At 70.2% G+C, this 22,233-nt stretch carries 20 protein-coding genes; 8 read left to right on the top strand and 12 right to left on the bottom strand.

The window, feature by feature from the left end:
• From BST28_RS18460 to BST28_RS18440, 5 genes are all read left to right on the top strand, one after another.
• Positions 1-1,121: DUF7847 domain-containing protein (locus BST28_RS18460; protein WP_234808322.1), on the top strand; the 1,121-nt coding region annotated here is incomplete at its 5' end.
• Positions 1,122-1,130: 9 nt separating this feature from the next.
• Positions 1,131-1,739 carry a DUF4129 domain-containing protein gene (locus BST28_RS18455; RefSeq protein ID WP_083082217.1) on the top strand — a complete coding sequence of 203 codons (609 nt, stop codon included), beginning with the start codon at positions 1,131-1,133 and terminating at the stop codon, positions 1,737-1,739.
• The gene (locus BST28_RS18450; RefSeq protein ID WP_083082216.1) at positions 1,736-2,845 is read left to right on the top strand and encodes a DUF4350 domain-containing protein; all 1,110 of its coding nucleotides are present in this window, start codon (positions 1,736-1,738) and stop codon (positions 2,843-2,845) included. Before BST28_RS18455 ends, BST28_RS18450 begins: the two co-directional genes overlap by 4 nt.
• Positions 2,842-3,813 (top strand): AAA family ATPase, encoded by a 972-nt coding sequence (locus BST28_RS18445; RefSeq protein WP_083082215.1) that lies wholly within the window; start codon positions 2,842-2,844, stop codon positions 3,811-3,813. The genes BST28_RS18450 and BST28_RS18445 overlap by 4 nt, the downstream gene beginning before the upstream one ends.
• Positions 3,810-5,129 (top strand): DUF58 domain-containing protein, encoded by a 1,320-nt coding sequence (locus tag BST28_RS18440; protein ID WP_019737069.1) that lies wholly within the window; start codon positions 3,810-3,812, stop codon positions 5,127-5,129. The genes BST28_RS18445 and BST28_RS18440 overlap by 4 nt, the downstream gene beginning before the upstream one ends.
• Positions 5,130-5,213: 84 nt before the next feature.
• On the opposite strand, the gene BST28_RS18435 is transcribed toward BST28_RS18440, so the two are convergent.
• Positions 5,214-6,206, bottom strand: coding sequence for a stage II sporulation protein M (locus tag BST28_RS18435; RefSeq protein WP_019737068.1), 993 nt, complete (start codon positions 6,204-6,206; stop codon positions 5,214-5,216).
• Between the two features lie 60 nt (positions 6,207-6,266).
• On the opposite strand from BST28_RS18435, the gene BST28_RS18430 reads away from it, so the two are divergent.
• Together BST28_RS18430 and BST28_RS18425 are read left to right on the top strand one after the other, a co-directional pair.
• Positions 6,267-7,097, top strand: coding sequence for an RDD family protein (locus BST28_RS18430; protein ID WP_083082214.1), 831 nt, complete (start codon positions 6,267-6,269; stop codon positions 7,095-7,097).
• A gap of 99 nt (positions 7,098-7,196) precedes the next feature.
• A complete protein-coding gene (locus tag BST28_RS18425; RefSeq protein ID WP_019737066.1) occupies positions 7,197-7,988 on the top strand; it encodes a PadR family transcriptional regulator in 792 nt (263 codons plus the stop codon).
• Between the two features lie 3 nt (positions 7,989-7,991).
• On the opposite strand, the gene BST28_RS18420 is transcribed toward BST28_RS18425, so the two are convergent.
• Complete coding sequence (locus BST28_RS18420) at positions 7,992-8,684, bottom strand: HNH endonuclease family protein (protein WP_019737065.1); 693 nt, start codon at positions 8,682-8,684, stop codon at positions 7,992-7,994.
• A gap of 57 nt (positions 8,685-8,741) precedes the next feature.
• On the bottom strand, positions 8,742-10,259 hold the full coding sequence (gene glpK / locus BST28_RS18415) for a glycerol kinase GlpK (RefSeq protein WP_019737064.1): 1,518 nt from the start codon (positions 10,257-10,259) through the stop codon (positions 8,742-8,744).
• A 304-nt stretch (positions 10,260-10,563) separates the two neighbouring features.
• Between glpK and BST28_RS25150 the strand changes: the two genes are divergently transcribed.
• On the top strand, positions 10,564-12,807 hold the full coding sequence (locus BST28_RS25150) for a DUF7159 family protein (RefSeq protein WP_083082212.1): 2,244 nt from the start codon (positions 10,564-10,566) through the stop codon (positions 12,805-12,807).
• A 30-nt stretch (positions 12,808-12,837) separates the two neighbouring features.
• On the opposite strand, the gene BST28_RS18405 is transcribed toward BST28_RS25150, so the two are convergent.
• The 9 genes from BST28_RS18405 to BST28_RS18365 all read right to left on the bottom strand — a co-directional run bounded on the left by BST28_RS18405 (position 12,838) and on the right by BST28_RS18365 (position 22,233).
• Positions 12,838-14,148 (bottom strand): class I SAM-dependent methyltransferase, encoded by a 1,311-nt coding sequence (locus tag BST28_RS18405; RefSeq protein ID WP_083082221.1) that lies wholly within the window; start codon positions 14,146-14,148, stop codon positions 12,838-12,840.
• A 112-nt stretch (positions 14,149-14,260) separates the two neighbouring features.
• Positions 14,261-15,352: an ergothioneine biosynthesis PLP-dependent enzyme EgtE gene (egtE, locus tag BST28_RS18400; protein WP_083082211.1), complete on the bottom strand. Its 1,092-nt coding sequence runs from the start codon at positions 15,350-15,352 to the stop codon at positions 14,261-14,263.
• On the bottom strand, positions 15,349-16,347 hold the full coding sequence (gene egtD, locus BST28_RS18395; protein WP_052312309.1) for an L-histidine N(alpha)-methyltransferase: 999 nt from the start codon (positions 16,345-16,347) through the stop codon (positions 15,349-15,351). The genes egtE and egtD overlap by 4 nt, the downstream gene beginning before the upstream one ends.
• Positions 16,344-17,045, bottom strand: coding sequence for an ergothioneine biosynthesis protein EgtC (egtC, locus tag BST28_RS18390; protein WP_019738270.1), 702 nt, complete (start codon positions 17,043-17,045; stop codon positions 16,344-16,346). Before egtC ends, egtD begins: the two co-directional genes overlap by 4 nt.
• On the bottom strand, positions 17,045-18,325 hold the full coding sequence (gene egtB / locus BST28_RS18385) for an ergothioneine biosynthesis protein EgtB (RefSeq protein ID WP_083082209.1): 1,281 nt from the start codon (positions 18,323-18,325) through the stop codon (positions 17,045-17,047). Before egtB ends, egtC begins: the two co-directional genes overlap by 1 nt.
• Positions 18,325-19,608 carry an ergothioneine biosynthesis glutamate--cysteine ligase EgtA gene (gene egtA / locus BST28_RS18380; RefSeq protein ID WP_083082207.1) on the bottom strand — a complete coding sequence of 428 codons (1,284 nt, stop codon included), beginning with the start codon at positions 19,606-19,608 and terminating at the stop codon, positions 18,325-18,327. Before egtA ends, egtB begins: the two co-directional genes overlap by 1 nt.
• A gap of 66 nt (positions 19,609-19,674) precedes the next feature.
• Positions 19,675-20,319, bottom strand: a complete 645-nt coding sequence (locus BST28_RS18375; RefSeq protein WP_083082205.1) for a sensor domain-containing protein — start codon at positions 20,317-20,319, stop codon at positions 19,675-19,677.
• A 1-nt stretch (position 20,320) separates the two neighbouring features.
• Positions 20,321-20,752, bottom strand: coding sequence for an organic hydroperoxide resistance protein (locus tag BST28_RS18370; protein WP_065289555.1), 432 nt, complete (start codon positions 20,750-20,752; stop codon positions 20,321-20,323).
• Positions 20,753-20,784: 32 nt separating this feature from the next.
• A complete protein-coding gene (locus BST28_RS18365) occupies positions 20,785-22,233 on the bottom strand; it encodes a catalase (RefSeq protein ID WP_083082204.1) in 1,449 nt (482 codons plus the stop codon).

The raw sequence follows: 22,233 nt of genomic DNA, 5'->3' as shown, positions 1-22,233 counted from the left end.
GGTATGGGCCACCCCCGCCCGGTTACGGTCCACCACCCGGCTACGGGCCCCCGCCTCCGGGTTACGGGCCCCCACCCGGTTACGGGCCGGCGCCCGGTTACGGGCCGTTTCCGGGTTACGGCCCGCCGCCGGGATACCCGCAGCCTGAGCTCAAACCCGGCGTGATCCCGCTGCGTCCGCTCAGCCTGACCGACATCTACAACGGTGCGGTCGGCTACGTCCGCGCCAACCCGGCGGTCGTGCTCGGGCTGACCGCCATCGTCGTGGTGGCCACCCAGATCATCAGCGGAGTCGCGCTGGTCGGCCTACTGACCGCGGTCGGGCCGGCGCATTCCGGGCGGTCGGCCACCGAGATCTCCGGGGGTGACGTCGCGGCGTGGATGATCGCGTTCGCCGGCGCCGGCATCGCGACAGCCCTGGGCACCATCGTGCTGACCGGGATGCTGACCGCCGTCGTCGGGCGCTCGGTGTTCGGCTCGCCGATCACCGTCGGCGAAGCCTGGGCGATCGTCCGTACCCGTTTCGCGGCGTTGATCGGCCTGACCGCACTGGTGGGGCTGGCGGCAGCGGTGCTGTGCGGCTTCGCCGCGTTCGTCATCGCGGTCGCCGCCGGAGCCGGGGGTATGGGAGCCGCCGTGCTGGTCGGGCTGCCGCTGGCACTGGCCTTGATCGCGGTGTTGGGTTACGGCTACGCGGTATTGGTGTTCGCACCGACGGTGATCGTGCTGGAACGGCAACCGGTGTTCGAGGCGATGCGCCGATCGTTCGCCCTGGTACGCAACAGTTTCTGGCGAGTGCTGGGCATCATGGTGCTGACCGCGCTGATCGCCTCCCTGGTCAGCAGCGCGGTGGCGTTCCCGTTCAACATCATCGGGATGGCCGTCACCCACGGCGCGGACGCCCTGACCGGCACGGCACAGCTGGGCCTGTTCGCCCGGATAGGTGCGACGATCGGCCAGATCATCGTGCTGCCCTTCAGCGCCGGTGTGGCGGTGCTGCTGTACACCGACCGCCGCATCCGCGCCGAGGCATTCGACCTGGTGCTGCGGACTGGCGTCACGAGCGGGCCCTACGGCGGCGGCTCGACCGATCACCTGTGGCTGACCCGGCCGCCGGGGTGAGGACACCGGGTGCCCACCGTCGACATCGACCGCGAAGCCGCCCGCGAGGCCGCCGAACGTGAGCTGAGCAAACCGATCTACCCGCGGCCGTCGCCCAAACAGCAGTTCATCGATTTCATCGAGACACTGATCCGGCGGCTGATACTCAAGGGCGCGGAGCTGCCGGGCGGGTGGTTCACCATCAGTGTGCTGCTGATCGTGCTCGTCGCTGCGGCCGTGGCCGCCGTCCACGTCGGCCGGCGGATGCTGCGCGACGGCGAGGGCGGCCGGCCGTTGTTCGGCACGACGCAGCTCAGCGCCGCCGAACACCGCGCGACCGCGGAGCGCTGCGCCGCGTCGGGGGAATGGGTCGAGGCGATCCGGCACCGGCTGCGGGCGGTGGCCCGCGAACTCGAGGAGACCGGGATGCTGCACCCCGCCCCGGGGCGCACCGCCACCGAACTGGCCCGCGACGCCGGCGCGGTGCTGCCCGACCTGGCGGGCGGATTGCTGCGGGCCGCCGAGACGTTCAACGACGTCAGCTACGGCGAGGTGCCGGCCACCCCGCAGCGGTACCGGATCGTGGCCGAACTGGATGAGCAGATGCGCTCCTCGACGCAGCGGCGGCAGTACCGGTGACGGCCACCCGACGCACGTGGCTGTGGGGGGCGCTGGCTGTTGCTGTGATCGTGGTGATTTCGGCGGTCGGCGTCTACCTGACCGGTACCCGGCCGGGTGGCCGGATGGATCCGAAAGCCACCGGACCGGCAGGCGCACACGCGGTGGTGACGCTGTTGCGCGACCGTGGCGTCGAGGTGGTGGTCGCCGACACCGTTGATGACGCCGCCCGCGCGGCGCGACCCGACGCCCTGGTGCTGGTGGCCGAGACCCACCGGATCGTCGGCGCAGATCTGTTGAACCGGCTGGCCGATCTTCCCGGCGACCTGCTGCTGGTAGCGCCGGACGCCCGGGCGCGCACCGCCCTGGCCCCCGGCATTCGGTCCGGCCCGGCTCGTACGTTCACCCGCCGACCCGATTGCAGCCTGCGCGAGGCCGACCGAGCCGGAACTGTCGACCTGGGCACCACGGCGACTTACCGTGCGGTTCACGACAACTCGATCCTCAGCTGCTATGACGGTGCGCTGGTCCGCTATCGCAAGGACGCTCGGACCATCACGGTGGTCGGCAGCGCGTCCTTCATGACGAACGGCGATCTGGCCCGCGAAGGCAACGCCGCGCTGGCGATGAACCTGGCCGGTTCGCGGGCGCGCCTGATCTGGTATGCGCCGCAACACATCGAGGGCGGAAGGCCGGGCAGCGCAACACTTCTCGAGCTGGTCCCGAAGAATGTGACGTGGCTGTTCTGGCAGCTGTGTGTGGCGCTGGCGCTGACCGCGCTGTGGAAAGGGCGCCGGCTGGGCCCATTGGTCGCCGAGCGCATGCCGGTGGTGGTGCGCGCATCGGAGACCGTCGAGGGCCTCGGCCGGCTCTACCGGTCCCACCGGGCCCGCGACCGGGCCGCCGCCGCATTGCGCACCGCAACCCTGCGGCGCCTCACCCCGCGGCTGGGGTTGGGGCCTGCTCCGGATCCGGCGATGCTGGTCGCGGCGGCGGCCCAGCGCATCGGAACGCACCCGGACTGGTTGTGGCACACGCTGTTCGGACCGCCACCGGAATCCGACGACACCCTGGTTGCTTTGGCCCACGCACTCGAAGACATCGAAAGGCAGGTCACCCGCTCGTGACTCAGACTCCCCCGCACAATCCGGCGGCGGCACGCGAGGCGCTGCTGACGTTGCACACCGAGGTCGCCAAGGTGGTGGTCGGCCAGGACGCCGTGGTCAGCGGCCTGGTGATCGCCCTGCTGTGCCGCGGCCACGTGCTGCTCGAAGGCGTTCCGGGCGTGGCGAAGACGCTGCTGGTCCGCACGCTCAGCGCCGCGTTGCGGCTGGACTTCAAACGGGTCCAGTTCACCCCGGACCTGATGCCCGGAGATATCACCGGCTCGCTGGTCTACGACACCCACACCGCACAGTTCGTGTTCCGGCCCGGCCCGGTCTTCACCAACCTGCTGCTGGCCGACGAGATCAACCGCACCCCACCGAAAACCCAAGCGGCACTGCTGGAAGCGATGGAAGAGGGGCAGGTCAGTGTCGACGGCGTAGCCAAGCCGCTGCCTGACCCGTTCATCGTCGCCGCCACGGCCAACCCGATCGAATACGAGGGCACCTACCGGCTGCCCGAGGCCCAACTCGACCGGTTCCTGCTCAAACTGACCGTCCCGCTGCCGGGACGCGACGCCGAGATCGACATCCTGTCCCGGCACGCGCACGGATTCGACCCGCACGATCTGTCCGCGGTCGCGCAGGTGGCCGGCGCCGAGGATCTGGCGGCGGGACGCGCCGCGGTGCGACAGGTGCTGGTGGCCGACCAGGTACTGGGCTACATCGTCGACGTGGTGACGCCGACCCGGCACTCGCCGGCCTTGCAGCTGGGTGTCTCCCCGCGCGGCGCAGCCGCACTACTGGCCACGTCGCGGTCGTGGGCGTGGCTGTCCGGGCGCAACTACGTGACGCCCGACGACGTCAAGGCGATGGCCCGGTCGACGCTGCGGCACCGGGTGATGTTGCGTCCGGAGGCCGAACTCGAAGGCGCCAGCGCCGACGGCGTCCTCGAAGGCATCCTGGCCTCGGTCCCGGTGCCACGCTGGTGATTCTGACCGGCCGCACCGCGCTGGCAGCACTGCTGTGCGCCCTGCCCGTCGCGCTGGCCCCCTGGCCCGCGACGGCATTCACCGTCCTGCTGGCAGGCCTGGGCGTCGCGGTGGTGCTCGACGTCGCGTTGGCCGGCGATCCGGCCGCGTTGCGGATCACCCGATCCGGGGAGACCGCGGTGCGACTCGGCCAGTCGGTGGCGACCACCCTGTCGATCGTCAACGACGGCCGCCGGTTGCGCGGGCAGCTGCGCGACGCCTGGCCGCCCAGTGCCTGCGCCTCGCCGCGCGCCCACCGGCTGGACCTGCCCGCCGGCCAGGAACACCGGGTGCTCACCGAGCTGCGGCCGATCCGGCGCGGTGATCAGCACGCCTACCGGGTCACGGTGCGCTCGGTCGGTCCGCTGGGGCTCGCGGGGCGGCAGCGGTCACGGGCGGTGCCCGGGCAGGTGCGGGTACTGCCGCCGTTCCTGTCCCGCCGGCACCTGCCCGCGCGGCTGGCCCGGTTGCGGGAGATCGACGGGAACCTGCCGGCGCTGGTCCGTGGCCAGGGCAGTGAGTTCGACTCACTGCGGGAATACGTCGTCGGCGACGACGTGCGCTCGATCGACTGGCGGGCAACCGCCCGGCGCTCGGACGTCATGGTGCGGACCTGGCGGCCCGAGCGGGACCGGCGGGTCGTCATCGTCCTCGACACCGGACGGACGGCGGCCGGCCGGATCGGAGTCGACCCGACCGCGCGCGACCCGGCGGGCTGGCCCCGGCTGGACTGGTCGATGGACGCCGCACTGTTGTTGGCGGCGTTGGCGTTACGTGCCGGCGACCATGTCGATCTGCTCGCCCACGATCAGGTGACCCGGGCCGGGGTGTTCGGCGCGTCGCGCACCAGGCTGTTCGCCCAGCTGGTCGACGCGATGGCACCGCTGCAGCCGGCGCTGGTCGAATCCGACGCGGCGGCAATGCTGGCCACGTTGTCGCGGCGAGCGCGCCGCGGCAACCTGGTGGTGCTACTCACCGACCTGAATGCCTCCGCGCTGGAGGAAGGGCTGCTACCGGTTCTGCCGAAACTGACCGCCGAACATCAGGTGATCCTGGCCGCGGTCGCCGATCCCCGGGTGGAACGTCTGGCTCGCGGACGCGGCGATGCTGCCGCGGTGTATGACGCGGGTGCCGCCGAACGCTCCCGCAACGAGCGGCGGGCGGTGGCGGCGAAGTTGCGGCGCGGCGGTGTCCAGGTCATCGATGCCCCGCCCGATGAGCTGGCGCCGGCGCTGGCCGACGCCTACCTGGCGATGAAGGCCGCCGGACAGCTCTGATCACGGGCACGAGCGTGCGGAGAATGCCATGATTCGCGGCGTGTCACTGCGCAAACACGCCCGCTCGCGCCAGGGGGGTCGGGCTCAGCCGGTGGGGACGACGTCGGGTGCGTCGGCGATGTCGCCGGTCTCGTCGGCGGCAACCCCCCTGCGCCCGAAGTACACCACGTAGCCCAGAAACGCCGCCTCGGCGAGAACCCCGATGCCGATCCGCAGCCACGTCGGCAACGGTGACGGGGTCACCATCGCCTCCAGTAGCCCGGAGACGGCCAGCACCACCACCAGGCCGACGGCGACCGCGACGACGGCGCGGCCCTGCTCGGCGAGCACCTGTCCGCGCGGCCGGTCCCCCGGTGCGATCACCATCCAGCCCAGCCGCATGCCCACCGCGCCGGCCAAAAACACCGCGGTCAGCTCCAACAGACCATGGGGGGCGAGCAGGCCGAGCATGAAGCCGCCCCGACCGGCGTGGAACATCAACCCCAGTCCCACACCGAGGTTGGCGGCGTTGGCGAACAGCAGCGCCGGGATCGGCAGGCCCAGCAACACCGAGAACGCGATGGCCCGGGCGGCCACCCAGGAGTTGTTCACCCAGACCTGCAGGGCAAACGACCCGGCCGGATGATCGCTGTAGTACGCGGCGAATTCATGGTTGACCAACCGGTCGATCTCCGCGGGCGTGCCGATCACCGCCTGCACGTCGGGATCTCCGGCCACCCAGCAGGCGATGATCACCGCGACGGCCAGGAAGGCGACCGCGGTACCCAACCACCACCGCCAGGCCCGGTAGGCCACCACCGGAAACGACACCATCCAGAACCGCGCGAACTCCGAGGCCAGCGGTGCGTGCGCGCCGGTGACCGCGGCACGCGAGCGCGCCACCAGACCGGAGAGCCGGCCGATCAGCGCCGAATCGGCCGAGGACGAGCGCACCACCGACAGGTGGGTGGACACCCGCTGGTAGAGCTCCACGAGTTCGTCGACTTCCGCGCCGCTGAGCCGGCGCCGGTTTTTGACCAGCGACTCCAGCCGATCCCAGGTGGGGCGATGGGTCAGCACGAAGGCGTCGACATCCACGGCGTCGAGCCTAACCGCGCCATCGCCGACCGGGCCGGATCGGCGGGTAGCGTCGGCTCTATGCCGAATCGCAGCCAGGAGCTGGTGACCGGCGACGCCGTCGTCCTCGACATCGCGATCGCGCAACTGCCGGTGCGAGCGGTCAGCGCGCTGATCGACATCACCGTCGTCATGGTGGCCTACCTGTGTTCGATAGTGCTCTGGGCGATGACCCTGGGCCGGTTCGACGACGCCTTGACCGGGGCGATCATGATCATCTTCGCGGTGCTGTTGCTGGTCGGCTATCCGGTCACCATCGAGACCCTCACCCGGGGCAGGTCGCTGGGCAAGATGGCGATGGGTCTGCGGGTGGTCTCCGATGACGGTGGCCCGGAACGCTTCCGGCAGGCCCTGTTTCGGGCACTCGCCGGGGTGGTGGAGATCTGGGCGCTGACCGGCAGCCCGGCGGTGATCTGCAGCCTGCTGTCGGCCCGCGGGAAACGGCTGGGTGACATCTTCGCCGGCACGGTGGTGATCAGTGAGCGGGCCCCGGCGTCGGCGCCGCCCCCGCTGATGCCACCCGGGCTGGCCTGGTGGGCATCGACGCTGCAACTATCCGGACTGAGACCTGAATCCGCTGAGCTGGCACGGCAATTCCTAGGCCGCGCCACCCAACTCGACCCGCACACCCGGCAGATGATGGCGTATCGGATCTCCGGTGAAGTGCTCGCCCACATCTCACCGCCGCCACCCCCGGACGCCCCGCCGGAGTTGGTGCTGGCCGCGGTGCTCGCCGAGCGCCATCAACGCGAGCTGGCGCGGTTGCAGGCCGGACCGCCGCTGCCCTATTTCCAGCCGGCGCCCGGCCCCTGGCCGCCGCCGCGCGCGGGCGGGTTCATTCCCCCGGGCTGAGCCGCCGGCACGGCCAATCGTTGCACATCGATAGTTCTCGATATATCGTCAACGTATCGGAAGCGGCTGGCGTTTCCGTTCGAGAGCACGAGGTGACCCATGAACATCCCCTTCGGTCCGCCCGGCGGACCCTGCACTGACGACGCTGAGCAACCCGGTGGTTTCGGCTTCGGACCCCCGATCGCGCATCAGCGCCGCGCCGCGCACGCCGCGCGCCGGGCCGCTCGCCGAGAGTTCCGCAGGCAGCTGCGCGACCATGCCGCCGAGCACTGCGGACCGTTCGGCTTCAGCCCCGGCCCCGAGGCCGTCGGCCCCGGCTTCAGACCGGGGTTCGGGCCCGACTTCCGGCACGGCTTCGGTCCGGGCTTCGGCCCGGGGTTCGGCCCGGGCGGTCCCGGGTTCGGTTTCGGGTTCGGTCCGGGCGGGCACCGTGGGCACCGGCGCGGGCACCGCAGCCGGCGCGGTGACGTGCGAGTCGCCATCCTGGCGCTGCTGGCCGAGCGCCCGATGCACGGCTACGAGATCATCCAGCAGATCGCCGACCGCAGCCAGCAACTCTGGCGCCCCAGCCCCGGATCGGTCTACCCGACCCTGCAGATGCTGGTGGATGAGGGATTGCTCAGCGGTAGCGAAACCGACGGCAAGAAGCGCCTTTTCGAATTGACCGAGGAGGGCCGCTCGGCCGCCGAAAAAATCGAAACCCCGCCCTGGGAGGAGATCACCGACGGGATCGACCCGGGGCAGGCCAGCCTGCGCACCGCGATCGGCCAGCTCTTCGGTGCGGTTGCCCAGGCGGCTCAAGCCGCCACACCCGAACAACAGCAGCGCATCGTCGACATCGTCAATGCCGCCCGCAAGGAGGTCTACGGCATCCTCGGGGAGACCGACTAGGGTTCAGCAGCGGCGCAGGACCCGATGCATCGCGTTCTTCTCGTTCGCCGAAACCCATAGCCCGTATTCGGTTTTGACCGTGACTTGACGGGCCACGAACTCGCATTCGAACGCGGCGTTCGCCGGCAGCCAGCCGGCGGCGTCGCGGAATGCTTTGTCGAAGTTGGCTTGTGCGCTGACCGCCAGCAGGTTGCGCGGGTCGTTGGCGAAGTCGCGGCGGCGTGCGTCGTCCCAGGACCGCGCGCCCTTGTACCAGGCGTCGGCCAGGGAGACCAGGTGATCGATCTGCACGGACTCGGATGTCGCCGGTCCCCGCACGAATTCGATGGTGTTCCCGGAATACGGGTCGTGCAGGATGCCGCGCTGCACCAGGCAGGTGCCGCGGCGCAGTTCGATCCGGGTCAGGTCGCGGCGCAGGATGTCGTCACGGGTATTGCAGCCGTTGTGGCCGAATTCGACATCGACATCATCGCTCCAGCGTTCGCCGAAGCGGTAGCGCTTGAAGTCCTGCACCCGGTCCCAGCCCTTGACCGGCAGCGCATCGAGCATCCGGCGGGCGGCATCGTAGCCCGGATTCAGCGGCGCGGTGCTCGGCGTCGGCGGCGGCGCCCAGGTCGGTGAGGGGCCCGAGGACCGCGGGAACCCGTTGTGCCACCAGGCCCAGCCGACCGCCGCGGCGACAATCAGCAGGACCACTCCGGCGCCCCGCAGGGCCCGGCGATGAAACCCGCGGGTTCGGGCGCTTCGGCCCATTCAGGACAGCTCGACCCAGTCCAGGGTGCGCTGCACGGCTTTTCGCCATCCGGCGTAGCCTTCGGCGCGCTGATCCTCCGACCAGTTGGGTGTCCAGCGTTTGTGCTCCTGCCAGTTGGCCCGCAGATCCTCGGGGCTCTTCCAGAACCCGACGCCCAGCCCGGCGGCGTAGGCCGCACCCAGCGCGGTGGTTTCGGCGACAACCGGCTTGACCACGTCGACGCCGAGCACGTCGGCCTGGATCTGCATGCACAGGTCGTTGGCGGTGATACCGCCGTCGACCTTCAAAACCCCCAGGTGCACACCGGAATCGGCTTCCATCGCCTCGGCGACGTCCCGGCTCTGATAACAGATCGCCTCCAGCGTCGCCCGGGCCAGGTGCGCGTTGGTGTTGAATCGGGACAACCCGACGATCGCGCCCCGCGCATCCGAACGCCAGTACGGCGCGAACAGTCCGGAGAAGGCGGGCACGAAGTACATCCCCCCGTTGTCGGCGACCTGACGGGCCAGCGACTCCACCTGTGTGGCGCCGCTGATGATGCCGAGTTGGTCGCGCAGCCACTGCACCGCCGATCCGGTGACCGCGATCGAACCCTCCAGGGCATAGACGGGTTTGGCGTCGCCGAACTGGTAGCAGACCGTGGTCAGCAGCCCGTTGTCGGAACGGACGATCTGCTCACCGGTGTTGAGTAACAGGAAGTTTCCCGTGCCGTAGGTGTTCTTGGCCTCCCCGGCCGCCAGGCACACCTGGCCGACCATGGCGCTCTGCTGATCCCCCAGGATGCCGGCGATCGGGACTTCGCCGCGCACCGGCCCGGTGCTGACGGTGACCGCGTGCCGCCGTCGCGACGACGACGCGGTGATGCGCGGCAGCATCTCCCGCGGGATCGAGAACAGCGCCAGCAGTTCGTCGTCCCAGTCCAGGGTCTCCAGGTTCATCAACATGGTGCGGCTGGCGTTGGTGACGTCGGTCAGGTGCATCCCGCCGCGCGGGCCGCCGGTCAGGTTCCACAGCACCCAGGTGTCGCAGGTGCCGAACAGGGCGTCCCCGCGTTCGGCGTCGGCGCGCACGCCGTCGACGTTGTCCAGAATCCACTGCAACTTGCCGGCGGAGAAATACGTCGCCGGCGGCAGGCCCGCCTTGCGCCGGATCACCTCGCCGTGCCCGTCACGCTCGAGGGCGGCCGCGATGTAGTCGGTCCGGGTGTCCTGCCAGACGATCGCGTTGTGGTACGGCTGACCGGTCTTCTTATTCCACACCACGGTTGTCTCACGCTGGTTGGCGATGCCCATCGCGGCCAGATCGGAGGCTTCGAGTTTGGTGGTGTTCAGTGCCGACACCAGCACCGCCGCAGTGTGATTCCACAGTTCGAAGGGGTCGTGTTCCACCCAGCCCGCCCGCGGCAGGATCTGTTCGTGTTCCAGCTGGTGACGGCCCACTTCGGCACCGTCATGGTCGAAGATGATGCAACGGGTGCTGGTGGTGCCCTGGTCGATCGACGCGACGAAATCGCCCAAGTCTGACTCCTGTCCACAGTGCCTGCCGTGCCGGTCCGTCCGGGTCCATCATGGCCCAAACCGGCCCGGATCGGGCGACGCTACACGGTCGCGGCGACGCCGGTGTGAGCCACCGGCGGCAACAAAATTAGCCAGTCTTCACGAACCCATCAGTCAGTATTTATTCGCGGGATCGCATATTTCGATGTGTCACCGGTAGATGTCGTAATGGTGAACGAACGGTGTCGGTCAGGTGGCCGACATCGCCCGAAGACCCTCGTCGCCTCGCCCGGCACGTGCAGCTCACAACTCAATCGGAGAAGCAATGGACGTCGTTCTCGGTGTGACACTTGCATCAACCGCGCCCACCACCACCATCCACACCGTGCTGGTGGGCGGTGAGAACGGGGACGGCGTCATCCTGGAGGCGCACCGCTTCGAGGTGCCGACCGATACCGACACCGACTTCGCCGCGGTGGACGCGGTGATCGCCGCGATCCTGCAGGCCCGCGAGACCGCCGGCTACGCCGGGTACCGCCTGGTTTCAACCGGGTTGACGGTGACCGAACCGCTCGACGCCACCGCGGTGAGCTCGCGGTTGGCCGCCAACGGCCTCGCGGATGTCGCTGTGATCTCCCCTGGCCTGGCCGCCGCGAGCCTCGCCCGGAACCTGGGCCAGACGGTCGGTTGCAACCGGATGGGCTTGCTGTCGATCGAGTCGACCGACGCGACCCTCGCCGTCATCGACTGCGCCGACGGCTCCATCACCCGGCTCTTCCGCCAGCCCCTGCACGACGGGGATGCCACCGGCGCGGTCGACACCGTCGCCGGGCGGCTGAACACTCCGGAAACCCGCCCCGACGGTCTGCTTCTGGTGTGCCCCCCGGCCGACTCGCCCGCAATCAGGCCGCGGCTGGAGGCGGCGTTCGACTATGAGGTGTGTGAGCCCGCGGAGCCGCAGGCGGCACTGGCTCGCGGCGCCGCGTTGGCCTCCACCCGGGTGACGCGAGCGGCCGAGGAGTCGACCTCGGCGCTGGCCTACACGCAGGAAGCCGACTCCGGCGCGATCTCTCCCGGGTACTACGACATCCCCGCCTTCGACTCCGACGACCTGGCCTACAGTGCCATTCCCGACGACGAGGCCGACACCGCAACCGAACTCCTCGAGCCGGTGAACCCGCCGGCCAGACGTCCGCTGCTGGTCGCCGGCACGATACTGGCCTCCACCATGTTCGCGGCCGCCTCGGCGCTGATGGTGTCCATGGCGCTGGACATCACGCCCAACCTGGTCGCGTTGCGGCCGGAAATCGGTCGGGTGCTGAGCTTCCCGCTCGAACCACCGAAGGCCCAGGGACCCTCGTTGCAGCCGTACGTCGAACCGCCCGTGGCGATGAGTCAGCCGGACGCGCTGCCGCTGCCTCCGCTGGCCACCCCGCTGGCAGCGCCGGTGTCGGTTCCGATTCCACCGGCGCCCGAGGTGTCCGCTCCCCCGATGTTCGGGCCCCCGTTGCACGTGCCGACTCCGGCGGCGGCCGCGACCCCGTTCATCTTGCCGCCGGCTCCGCTGCCGGCGCCTCACCCGTCGCCGGCGATCAGGCCGGTCGCGGCGGCTCTGCCCGATCTGTCCTTCCTGCTCGGGCTGCCCGCGAGGCTGCCCGCCGTGCCCCACGTCGCGCCGACGCCGCCGCTGGAGATTCCGACCCCGCCGGTGGTCAAGCCGGATCCACCGGTGGTCAAACCGGTCCCGCCGGTGGAGATTCCGCTCCCGCCGGTGGAGATTCCGACCCCGCCCGTGGTCAAGCCCCAACCGCCGGTCGTCAAGCCGATCCCCCCGGTCGTCAAGCCGATCCCCCCGGTGATCAAGCCCAACCCGCCGGTAGAGATTCCGACCCCGCCGGTGGTCAAGCCGAATCCACCCGTCGTCAAACCACAGCCACCGGTGATCAAGCCGATCCCGCCGGTGGTCAAGCCCAATCCGCCGGTGGTCAAACCCAACCCACCGATCCAGCTGCCCGACCCACCGGTGATCAAGCCCAACCCACCGATCCAGCTGCCCGACCCACCGGTGGTTAAGCCCAACCCACCGATCCAGCTGCCCGACCCACCGGTGAAGTTGCCGGATCCACCGGCCGGTCTTCCGCAGTCACCGGCACTTCCCGCGCTGCCCGCGCCCCAGGCGCCGACGATCCCGGTGTTCAACCCACCCGGCCTGCCGGCACCCCAGGCGCCTGCGCTGCCGTCACTCCCCGCGCCCCAGGCGCCGACGATCCCGGTGTTCAACCCACCCGGCCTGCCGGCACCCCAGGCGCCTGCACTGCCGTCACTCCCGGCGCCCAAGGCACCGGCGCTGCCCAACCTCGGGGGCGGCGGCGGGGGCATCTTCGGCGGCAAGCCCGGCGGGGGCATCTTCGGCGGCAATCCGGGCGGGGGCATCTTCGGGGGCAAGCCCGGCGGCGGCCTGTTCGGCGGCGGTAGCGGCGGTGGTCTGTTCGGCGGCGGCGGTAACTTGTTCGGCGGCGGCCACGGCGGGGGCCTGTTCGGCGGGGGCGGCGGCCTGTTCGGTCGCTAGCGCCGGCAACCCGCCGGTGCGGCCTGACGGTTAGGGCTGCCACCAGGGCCGTAGCGGCAGCCCACCGTCGTCACCTCGCTCACCGAGCTTGGCGGCCAGCACGTGGTGCAGCTGAAACAGGTTGCGCTCGAAGCCGAGTACCGACGCCGCCATGTACAGACCCCACACCTTGGCGCGGCCCACACCGACTTCGGCGACGGCCTCGTCCCAGTGGTCGACCAGGTTCTGGCCCCAGGCACGCAGCGTCTTGGCGTAGTGATGCCGGAAGTCCTCCTCATGCAGCACCTCTAAACCGGTCTGCTGGACCTCGCTGATCACCCGCCCCGAACCGGTGATCTCCCCGTCGGGGAAGACGTACCGGTCCGTGAAGGCGTCACCCCGGTAGATCGAGTTGTCCGCCAGGGTGATGCATTGATTGAGCAGCAGGCCGCCGGTGCGCAATTTCGCCTTGAGGGTGCCGAAGTACTCCGGGTAGTGCTTCACCCCGATGTGCTCGGACACCCCGATCGAGGAGATGGCATCGAACTCACCTTCCCGGACGTCGCGGTAGTCGCAGTGCCGCACCTCGGCAAGTTCCGAAAGCCCCTCTGCGGCGATCGCTTTCGTCGCCCAGTCGGCCTGCTCGGTCGATAGCGTCACACCGATCCCGGCGACACCACGGCGGGCGGCGTAGCGCACCATGCCACCCCAGCCGCAGCCCACGTCGAGCAGCCGGTCGCCGGGTTGCAGACGCAGCTTCTCGAAGATCAGCCGGTATTTGTTCTCTTGGGCTTCCTCCAGCGTCGCCTCGTCGTTCGGGTAGATGGCGCAGCTGTAGGTCATCGCCGGACCCAGCACCATCTCGTAGAAGGTGTTGGAAACGTCGTAGTGATGACGGATGGCGTCGGCGTCGCGGGCCTTGGAGTGCCGCAGGCCCACCGCCGTGGGCCGCCACTTGGGCGGCGCCTCCTCGGGCGGCGGGGAGATCGGCCGGAGTCGCTTGAAGCCGATCGAGCGCACGATGTTCACCAGCGTCTGCGGCGAGGGCTGTTTGAATTCCAGATCCGCCAACGCATCGAGCACCGGGTAGGGGTTGCCCGGATGCACCCCGCGCAGTTCCAAGTCACCCGAGATATAGGACCGGGCGATGCCCAGTTGGCCGAGCGAGGTGGCCAGGTAGGTGGTGGCGCGCGGCGTGCACAGGTGCACACCCAGCTCGGCGTCGTCGGGCCCGACGCTGCTGCCGTCGTAGGCGGTGATCTTGATTGGCGGTTGCCCGCCGCCGGCGAGAATCAGCAGGATCTCGGCCAGCCCCAGCCGGCCTTTGGTAGCGCGAGCGCGTTCCGTCTTCACTGTGGTCATGGTGTGCCCCGTCCCAAGCTGATCCAGCCCGCTCCCGTCGGCGGGCGGTGCGTCGGTGCCTACCCACATCAACGGTCAATCAATCAATTAACGTCAGCGAAAGGGCTGGGGTTCACCCGATGTCGGTCACGGCCACCAGAGCCCGCGCGAGAACCGCCAGATCCTCGGCGGTGGTATCGACGTGCGGGGAGATCCGCAGCACCGGCCCGGCCAGCTCCAGCGGTGCGCGTTCGACGCCGGCCGCGGTGGTCACGATCCCATGCTCGGCGATCAGGCTGGAACGTATCGCCACCGGATCGGCACCGTCGGTCGGCGCCAGGGTGGTGATCGCGCTCGGCTCGTCGACCGGCTCGACCACCCGCCAGCCCGGCAGCACCTCGCCCAGCACCCGCCGACTCAGCGAACCCAGCTCCGCCAGCCGCACCCGCACAGCCGCCGGCCCGGCCGCCAGATACTCGCCCAGCGCCGCTGAAAACCCGACCTGCGCGGCAACATTCACATCACCGGCTTCCGGCCCGGGCCGCATCCGGTCGCTGAGATCGGGCCGCACCCCCAGCGCCCCCACCCCCCGCGGACCGGCCAGCCACTTGCGTGAGGATGAGTAGACGGCACAGACAGCGGGGCCGCCGACGGCGCAGTCGATCTGGCCCAGCGCCTGAGCGGCATCGACCACCAGCGGCACCCCCGCTTGGGCGCACACCCGCGCCATGTCGGCCAACGGCTGCACCAGTCCCCGATGACTGCCGACCGGGGTCAGGTGCACCAGATCCGGTGGGTCGTCGGCGAGCGCGGCCGCCGCCTCCTCGACCAGCAACCGCCCGGCGCCGTCGACCGGCAGCATCCGCCGGGCGAAGCCGTGCGCCGCCATCACCGCCAGGTTCGGTCCGTACTCACCGGGCAGGCAGGCCAGGGTGCGGCCGCCCGGCCACCGGGACAACAGCAGATCCAGCGCATGCCGCGAGCCGGTGGTGAACACCACGTCGGCGCCGGCCATGCCGGTCAGTGCCGCGAAGGCGGCCCGGCCGGCGTCGAGCACCGGTGCGGCGGCCTCGGCGGCGACATAGCCGCCGACCTCGGCTTCGTGGCGGGCATGCCGGGCGGCGGCCGCCATGGCGGGGTAGCTCTGCCGTGAGCACGCGGCGCTGTCCAGGTGCAGCCCGGCCACCGGCGGGCGTGCCGCGCGCCAGGTGTCGGCAAGGCTCATTTGACGGCGAGCGACAAACCGAAATCACCCGCCGGGTCGGTCCACCACCGCCGGCGCCGCAGGCCCGCGTCGGCCAATTCGGCGGCGACCTGCTCCGGGCGGAACTTGGACGACACCTCGGTCAGCATCTCCTCCCCGGCTGCGAAGTCGACGCGCAGGTCCAGCGCCGCGATCACCACGTGCTGATCGCGGCGGGACCGCAGCCACATCTCGATACGCTGCTCGGCCGAATTCCACCGCGCCACATGGGCGAAGGAGTCCAGGTCGAAGTCCGCGTCGAGTTCCCGGTTGACCACCGCGAGCACGTTTCGGTTGAACGCAGCGGTGACGCCCGCGGCGTCGTCGTAGGCCCGCACCAGCCGTGCGGTGTCCTTGACCAGGTCGGTGCCCAACAGCAGGCCGTCGCCGTCGTGCATCACCTCGGCGAGAGCCGCCAGGAAGGCGGCGCGCGGCGCGGGAGTCAGGTTGCCGATGGTGGAGCCGAGGAACACGAACAGCCGCCTACCGCCGTCGGGGATTTTCCCCAAATGGTGCTCGAAGTCGCCGCAGACCGCTTCTACCCGCACACCCGGGTAGTCCCGGGCGATGGCCTCGCCGGCCGTCTCCAGCACGCCCGCGTCGACGTCGAACGGGACGAACCGGCGCAGTGAACCGGTGGCCTGCAACGCATCGAGCAGCATGCGGGTCTTCGCCGAGGTTCCGCTGCCCAACTCGACCAACGTGTCGGCCTCGGACAACGAGGCCACCTCCGCGGAGTGCCGCCGCAGGATCTCCGCCTCGGCGCGGGTCGGGTAGTACTCGGGCAACCGGGTGATCTGATCGAACAGATCGCTGCCGGTCTCGTCGTAGAACCATTTGGGCGGCAGCGTTTTCGGAATCTGCCGCAGACCGTACCGGACGTCGTCGCACAGCGCGGTGCGGGCCGCGTCGTCCGCCAGGTGGTTGGACAGCGAGACCGCGCCGACCGACACACCTGACGCATCGAAACCTGTCATCGACTTCCTTCCAACGCCGTGACACTGACCTCGCCGCCACGGGCGTCGATCAGGTGCCGATCGGGAATATCTATCCAGCGCGGGTCATCGTCGTATGGTTCACTGGCCAGCACCACGCCGTCGGAACCGTGCAGCATCGACAAGGTGTCCCCCCACGTGGTGGCCAGCAGACGGGAACCGTTGGCGGCCACTATATTCAGCCGGGCCCGGGGATCGGCGGCGCCGACCTCGATGATCAACTCGCCGAGCGATTCCAATCCGCGGGAGAAGATCGAGGCCGCCAGAATGGCGCTGTCGCAGACAGATTCCGCGCCTGCGCAGGTGGGCAGCACGGAGGTGTCCACCACCCCGTTGTGCGACAGCAGCCACGTTCCGTCGGTGAACGGGGCCGTGGCACTGGCCTCGATCGGCATGCCGACGGTGGCCGAACGCACCGCGGCCACCACACAGTGACTCGACAACGCCGGGGCCACCGACGCGAACGAGGTGTCCCCCCACAGCGGCATCGCGCTGCGCCAGCGCCGCGGCTCGTCGCTGCCCGCGATGTCGTAAAACCCTGCGCCCCAGCCGTCGGCGTTGAGTAACCCATGCCGCTGCCGGCGCGGGGCGTAGGACTGCACCAGCAGGCCGTGCGGTGGCTCCAGCATCAGCTCGGCCAGCGAACGCGGCTTGCCCAGCCAGCCCAGGTGTCGGCACATCAGACGTCCCAGGCCAGACGGACACCGGCGAAGATCTGCCGCCGGTACGGGTGATCCCAGTTACGGAAGCTCGGCCGCAGGATCTCGGGCGCCACCGCCCAAGATCCGCCCCGCAGCACGCGGTAGTCGCCGCCGAAGAACGGTTCCGAATAGCGTTGGTAGATCATCGGTGTGAAGCCCGGCCACGGTTGCAGCGGTGAACTGGTCCACTCCCACACATCGCCGAGCATCTGTTCGGCCCCGTAGGCCGACGCACCGCCGGGGTAGGCCCCGACCGGGGCCGGGCGCAGTGCCGCCCCGCCCAGGTTGGCCAGCTCTGCCGTCGCGGCGCCCTCGCCCCACGGGCGGCGACGGCGGGTGGCCGCACCCGGGTCCCAGGCGCAGGCCTTCTCCCATTCGATCTCGGTGGGCAGCCGAGCACCGACCCACTTCGCGTAGGCCTGCGCCTCGAAGTAGCTGACATGCTGCACCGGCTCGTCGTCGGGAAGGTCCTCGACACGACCGAACCGGGTCCGCGAGGCGTGGTCGGGGCTCCAGAATTGCGGTGCGGTCAGGTCGGCCTGAACCCGGTGGTTCCATCCGCGCTCGGTCCACCACCGGGGCTGCCGGTAGCCGCCGTCGTCGATGAACGCCCGCCATTCGCGGTTGGTCACCGGTACCCGGCCGATCCGGAATGCCGCCACCTCGACCCGGTGCGCGGGCCGCTCATTGTCGAGCGCGAACGGCTCATCGGAGGCATCGACGCCGAGCACGAACTCGCCGGCGGGCACCAGCACCGAGGTCCCGGCCAGCCCGGGCCGCCCGGCCGGCAGCGGGGCGGCCGCATCGAGCAGCGGTGCGCCGGTGCGCAGGTTCAGTGCCTGCAGCATGGTCTCGTCGTGCTGGTGTTCATGGCTGAGCACCAGACCGAACACGAAGCCGTCCCGGAAGTCAGCGGCCAGCGCGTCCAGTTTGTCGAAGACCTTGGAACGCACGGTGGCGCAATATTTCCGGGCTTGCTCCGGGTCCAGCAGCGGCAGGTCGACGCGGCTGGCCCGCGGGTGGATGAACGCGTCGTAGAGGCCCTCGACGTCGGCCGGCAGGATCCCGGGCCGGTCCGGATCCCCGCCGCGCAGCAGAAACAGTTCTTCCTGCTGACCAATATGGGCCAGATCCCACACCAGCGGGCTCATCAACGGGTCGTACTGGCGGCGCAGTTCGGCGTCGTCGAAGTCGACGAGCGCCAGCGTGCGCTCGCGTGCCCGGGTCAAATCGCGGGCCAGCGTCTCCGGTGTGCTCACTATTGCCTTCGCGCCAGCCGGGCCACCGTCGCGGGAACGCCGGTGCGGTCCGCCTCGTCGGCGATGTCGTCGGCCGGACAGCGGGCCCGTTCGACCATCGCCACCAGGTGGTCCATCCCGTCGCGCAGGGACGCCGGCGCCTGATCGGCCACCAGCCCCACGCACCGCAGCGCGGCGTTGTGCAGGCGCGGGTCGGCCAGGCCGATCCGGGCGGCGACGTCCCACGCGGTCGCGACCGGCCCGACGGCCTCGGCGGCGGCGTCGGCGGCCACCGGATCGTCGAGCAGGGTCGCCAAGGTGAAGACGACCGCCGGCCACAGCGCGTCACCGAGGCTGTCCAGGTAGCGGATCTCCAGCCACCCGCGGGGCCGCACCGGCGGGAACAATGTGGTCAGGTGGTAGTCCAGGTCGGCGATGCCGGCGCGGCGATCGCCCAACATCACCCGCCCGTCGGCCCAGTGCGCGAACGGCACGAAGCGGCTGACCGGGATGGCCTCCGGGGCGTGCACCAGCATCACCGGCGCCGTCAGCGCATACCGCGCCCAGTCCGCGGCGGGATCGGTGCCGTCAAGGCCCAGGACCGGGCCGCAGCGCGCCGAGTCCAGCCGGCTCCACACTCGTTGCCGAGTGGACCGCCAACCGGAGAACTCCCCGCCCAAGAGCGGGGAGTTGGCGGCGATCGCGACCATCGTCGGACCGAGCGCGTGGGCCAGCCGCACCCGGTCGGCCCAGCCGGCCCGCGGCCCGGCATCGAGGTTGAGCTGCACCGAGGCCGTCGACGTCATCATCGCCGCCCCCGCCGAGCCGGTGTGGCTGGCGGCGAAGAACTGCTCCATCGCGGCGTAGCGCGCGCCGGGGTTGACCCGACCCACCGGTCGCAGCGGGTCGGCACCGAGGGACACCAACCCCAGCCCGGCCTCGGCGAACGCCGAGCGCAGCACCGTTTGGTCGGTGGCCATCGCCTCGATCGCGGCGACCGCCCCCATCAGTGGCGGGCTGGAAAGCTCCACCGCGCCGCCGGGTTCCACCGTGACGCGGCTGGCGCCGGGCAACACCGGCACGGAATCCAGCACCTCTCCGATCTCGGACCAGCCGGGGCGGCGGAGCGGATCGGCGGGGTCGAAACAGTGCGCCTCGATCTCCAGACCCACCCGGCCCAGCGGCGCGTCGCTGAGGCAGCGAGCGGCGATGTAGTCGGCGGCATCGGCGGCACCGGACAGGTCGGCCTCACCGGGGCGCGACTCATCGGCGCGGGACAGTGGTGTCGCCGCGGCGAGCGCCATATATCAACCCCTCCGCCTGTCGATCTCCCCGACGCTACCGGAGCCGCCCGACAAGTCGCCTCCCGTTTACTGGCCCAGGGTGTTCTGCATCGCCCCTGCCAGCACGTTTACCGCTGGACCCGCGTTGCCGGACTGGCAGACCTTGGCCTGTAACAGCACGTTCGCCCGCAGGCGGGTCTGGTTGAAGCAGCGACGGTCGGTGTCGGCCTCCTGCTTGGTCCAGGCGGCGTCGGCGACGCCGGGCGGGCCGCCGTCGAACGCCCAGACCTGCGTGGCGCCGGTGTCGAGGTGCATCGCGGTGGTGCGCCCCGAGCACCCGGCGGTGCGGTCGGTGATGCGGTGGAAGGCCCGCTCGGCGGCGGCCTCGGTGGCGAACACCCCGACCGCCTGTTTGACGTAGTGTCCCTGGTCGCCGGCCGAGGTCTGGGTGATCGCGCTGTTGTAGGAGGCCAGGTCGGGATCGTTGTAGACCTCGGGCAGGCCGATGTCGGCCCAGTTGTTGCAGGCGGGGTCGTCGACCCAGAACGCCTGGAAAGGCTGCCCGGACACCGCTTCCCACCCCATCGGGGCGCCGACGATGTTGCCGACGGATCCTTTCGGCAGCACGGCGTAGGACACCACGCCCGGATCGGAGGGCCGGGCCGCGACGGCCGGGGCGCCCGCGAGCGCCAGACCCAGGCCCGCCACCACCACCGTCGCGGCGCCCCGCACGCTAGACCTTCGCCGAAACGGTGAAGTCGGCGTTGCCGCGGGTGGCCCGCGAGTATGGGCACACCTCGTGGGCCTGCGCCATCAGGTCGTCGGCGACGGCCTGCGACAACCCCGGCAGACTCCCGATGATGGTGCCGGTCAGGCCGAATTCCTCGGTGGCGGTGTCCTTGCCCAGGGCGACCTGGACGGTGACGTTGGTGGCGTCGTCCAGCGCGACCGCCGACCGGCGCGCCACCAGCCGCAACGCTCCCAGGAAACACGCCGCGTAACCCGCGGAGAACAGTTCCTCGGGATTGGTGCCCTCACCGTTGCCGCCCAGCTCGCGCGGCGGACGGGTGTCCAGGTCGATGCGGCCGGTCGCGGAGTGGACGTGGCCGTCTCGACCACCGCCGGTCGCGGTCGACTCGGTGGCGAAAACCACTGTGATGCTCATGGCTCGATCATGCCAGGCCGGCGGCCCGCCCGTCAGGAGAGATTCGCCTTGACCCCGGCTTCCACGGTGCGGCCCAGATCCTCGTCGACGTTGCGCCAGTACTCGAACACCCGCGACAGCACCGGCTCGCGCACGCCGGCGGAAACATGCCCAATGATGTTGGCGGCCAGCCGCTCTCGCTGCTCCTCGTCGAAGACGTGACGAACCAGCGTGCCGGCTTGGCCGAAGTCGTCGTCGTATTCGCGCAGTGTGTACGCCGCGCGCACCATGTCGCCGTCGGCGTGCCAGCGCACCTCGGCGGCCCGGGCCGGGTCGGCCACCGGCCCACCGACCGAGTTCGGCGCGTACACCGGATCACTCGCGTAGCGGAACCGCATGGCGCCGTCTTTGGAGTAGGCGTGCACGTCCGTCTTCGGGGCGTTGACCGGCAGCTGGTTGTAGTTGGTGCCGATCCTGGCGCGGTGGGCGTCGGCGTAGGAGAAGCCGCGGGCCAGCAGCATCTTGTCGGGACTCAGCCCGGTGCCTGGCACGGTGTTGCTGGGTTCGAACGCCGCCTGCTCGATCTCCGCGTGGTAGTCGGTGACGTTGCGGTCCAGCGTGAAACGTCCGACGTCGATCAGCGGGTAGTCGGCGTGCGGCCACACCTTGGTCAGATCGAACGGGTTGAGCCGGTAGGTCTTGGCCTCCTCGAAGGGCATGATCTGCACCTTCACCGCCCAGCTGGGATGTTCGCCGCGTTCGATGGCGTCGTACAGATCGCGCTGGTGGAAGTCGGCGTCGGCTCCCGCAAGCCGATCTCCCTCCTGTTGGGTGAGGTTCTCCACACCCTGGTCACTGATGAAGTGGTATTTGACCCACGAGATCTCGCCGGCGGCATTGATCCAGCTGTAGGTGTGGCTGCCGTAGCCGTTCATGTGCCGCCAGGATTTCGGCAGGCCCCGATCCCCCATCAAATAGGTCACCTGGTGCGCCGATTCCGGGCTGAGGGTCCAGAAGTCCCACTGCATGTGGTGATCGCGCAGATTGCTTGCCACCAGGCGCTTTTGGGACCGGATGAAGTGCTGGAACTTCATCGGGTCGCGGAAGAAGAAGATCGGGGTGTTGTTGCCGACGATGTCGAAGTTGCCCTCGGAGGTGTAGAACTTGAGCGCAAAGCCGCGCACGTCGCGCCAGGTGTCGGGGCTGCCGCGTTCCCCGGCGACGGTGGAGAACCGGGCCAGCATCTCGGTCTCGGCGCCTTGCGCAAACACCGCCGCCCGGGTGTAGGCGCTGACATCGGCCGTCACCTCGAGACGCCCGAATGCCCCGCCGCCCTTGGCGTGCGGCTGGCGTTCCGGGGTGCGTTCCCGGTTGAACATCGCCATCTGTTCGAGCAGGTAATGGTCCTGCAGCAGGATCGGGCCGTCCGGGCCGACCGTCAGCGCATCGCTGTCACTCGGTGCCGGTGCGCCGGCCTCGGTGGTGGTGTAGTGCTCGGTCAT

Origin of the sequence: Mycolicibacter kumamotonensis, assembly GCF_002086285.1 — a bacterium.
Classification (GTDB): Bacteria; Actinomycetota; Actinomycetes; order Mycobacteriales; family Mycobacteriaceae; genus Mycobacterium; species Mycobacterium kumamotonense.
Note: the sequence above shows the minus strand (reverse complement) of the source record. Positions and strands in the feature narration are given on the sequence as shown.

Excerpts from the sequence above, each read along its gene's own strand:
- egtA (WP_083082207.1), bottom strand. The coding sequence starts at position 19,608 with ATGGCGCTCGCCGCGGCGACACCACTGTCCCGCGCCGATGAGTCGCGC.
- BST28_RS18430 (WP_083082214.1), top strand. The coding sequence starts at position 6,267 with ATGCCGAATCGCAGCCAGGAGCTGGTGACCGGCGACGCCGTCGTCCTC.
- BST28_RS18405 (WP_083082221.1), bottom strand. The coding sequence starts at position 14,148 with ATGACCACAGTGAAGACGGAACGCGCTCGCGCTACCAAAGGCCGGCTG.
- BST28_RS25150 (WP_083082212.1), top strand. The coding sequence starts at position 10,564 with ATGGACGTCGTTCTCGGTGTGACACTTGCATCAACCGCGCCCACCACC.
- BST28_RS18425 (WP_019737066.1), top strand. The coding sequence starts at position 7,197 with ATGAACATCCCCTTCGGTCCGCCCGGCGGACCCTGCACTGACGACGCT.
- BST28_RS18365 (WP_083082204.1), bottom strand. The coding sequence starts at position 22,233 with ATGACCGAGCACTACACCACCACCGAGGCCGGCGCACCGGCACCGAGT.
- egtD (WP_052312309.1), bottom strand. The coding sequence starts at position 16,347 with ATGACAGGTTTCGATGCGTCAGGTGTGTCGGTCGGCGCGGTCTCGCTG.
- BST28_RS18370 (WP_065289555.1), bottom strand. The coding sequence starts at position 20,752 with ATGAGCATCACAGTGGTTTTCGCCACCGAGTCGACCGCGACCGGCGGT.
- egtC (WP_019738270.1), bottom strand. The coding sequence starts at position 17,045 with ATGTGCCGACACCTGGGCTGGCTGGGCAAGCCGCGTTCGCTGGCCGAG.
- egtE (WP_083082211.1), bottom strand. The coding sequence starts at position 15,352 with ATGAGCCTTGCCGACACCTGGCGCGCGGCACGCCCGCCGGTGGCCGGG.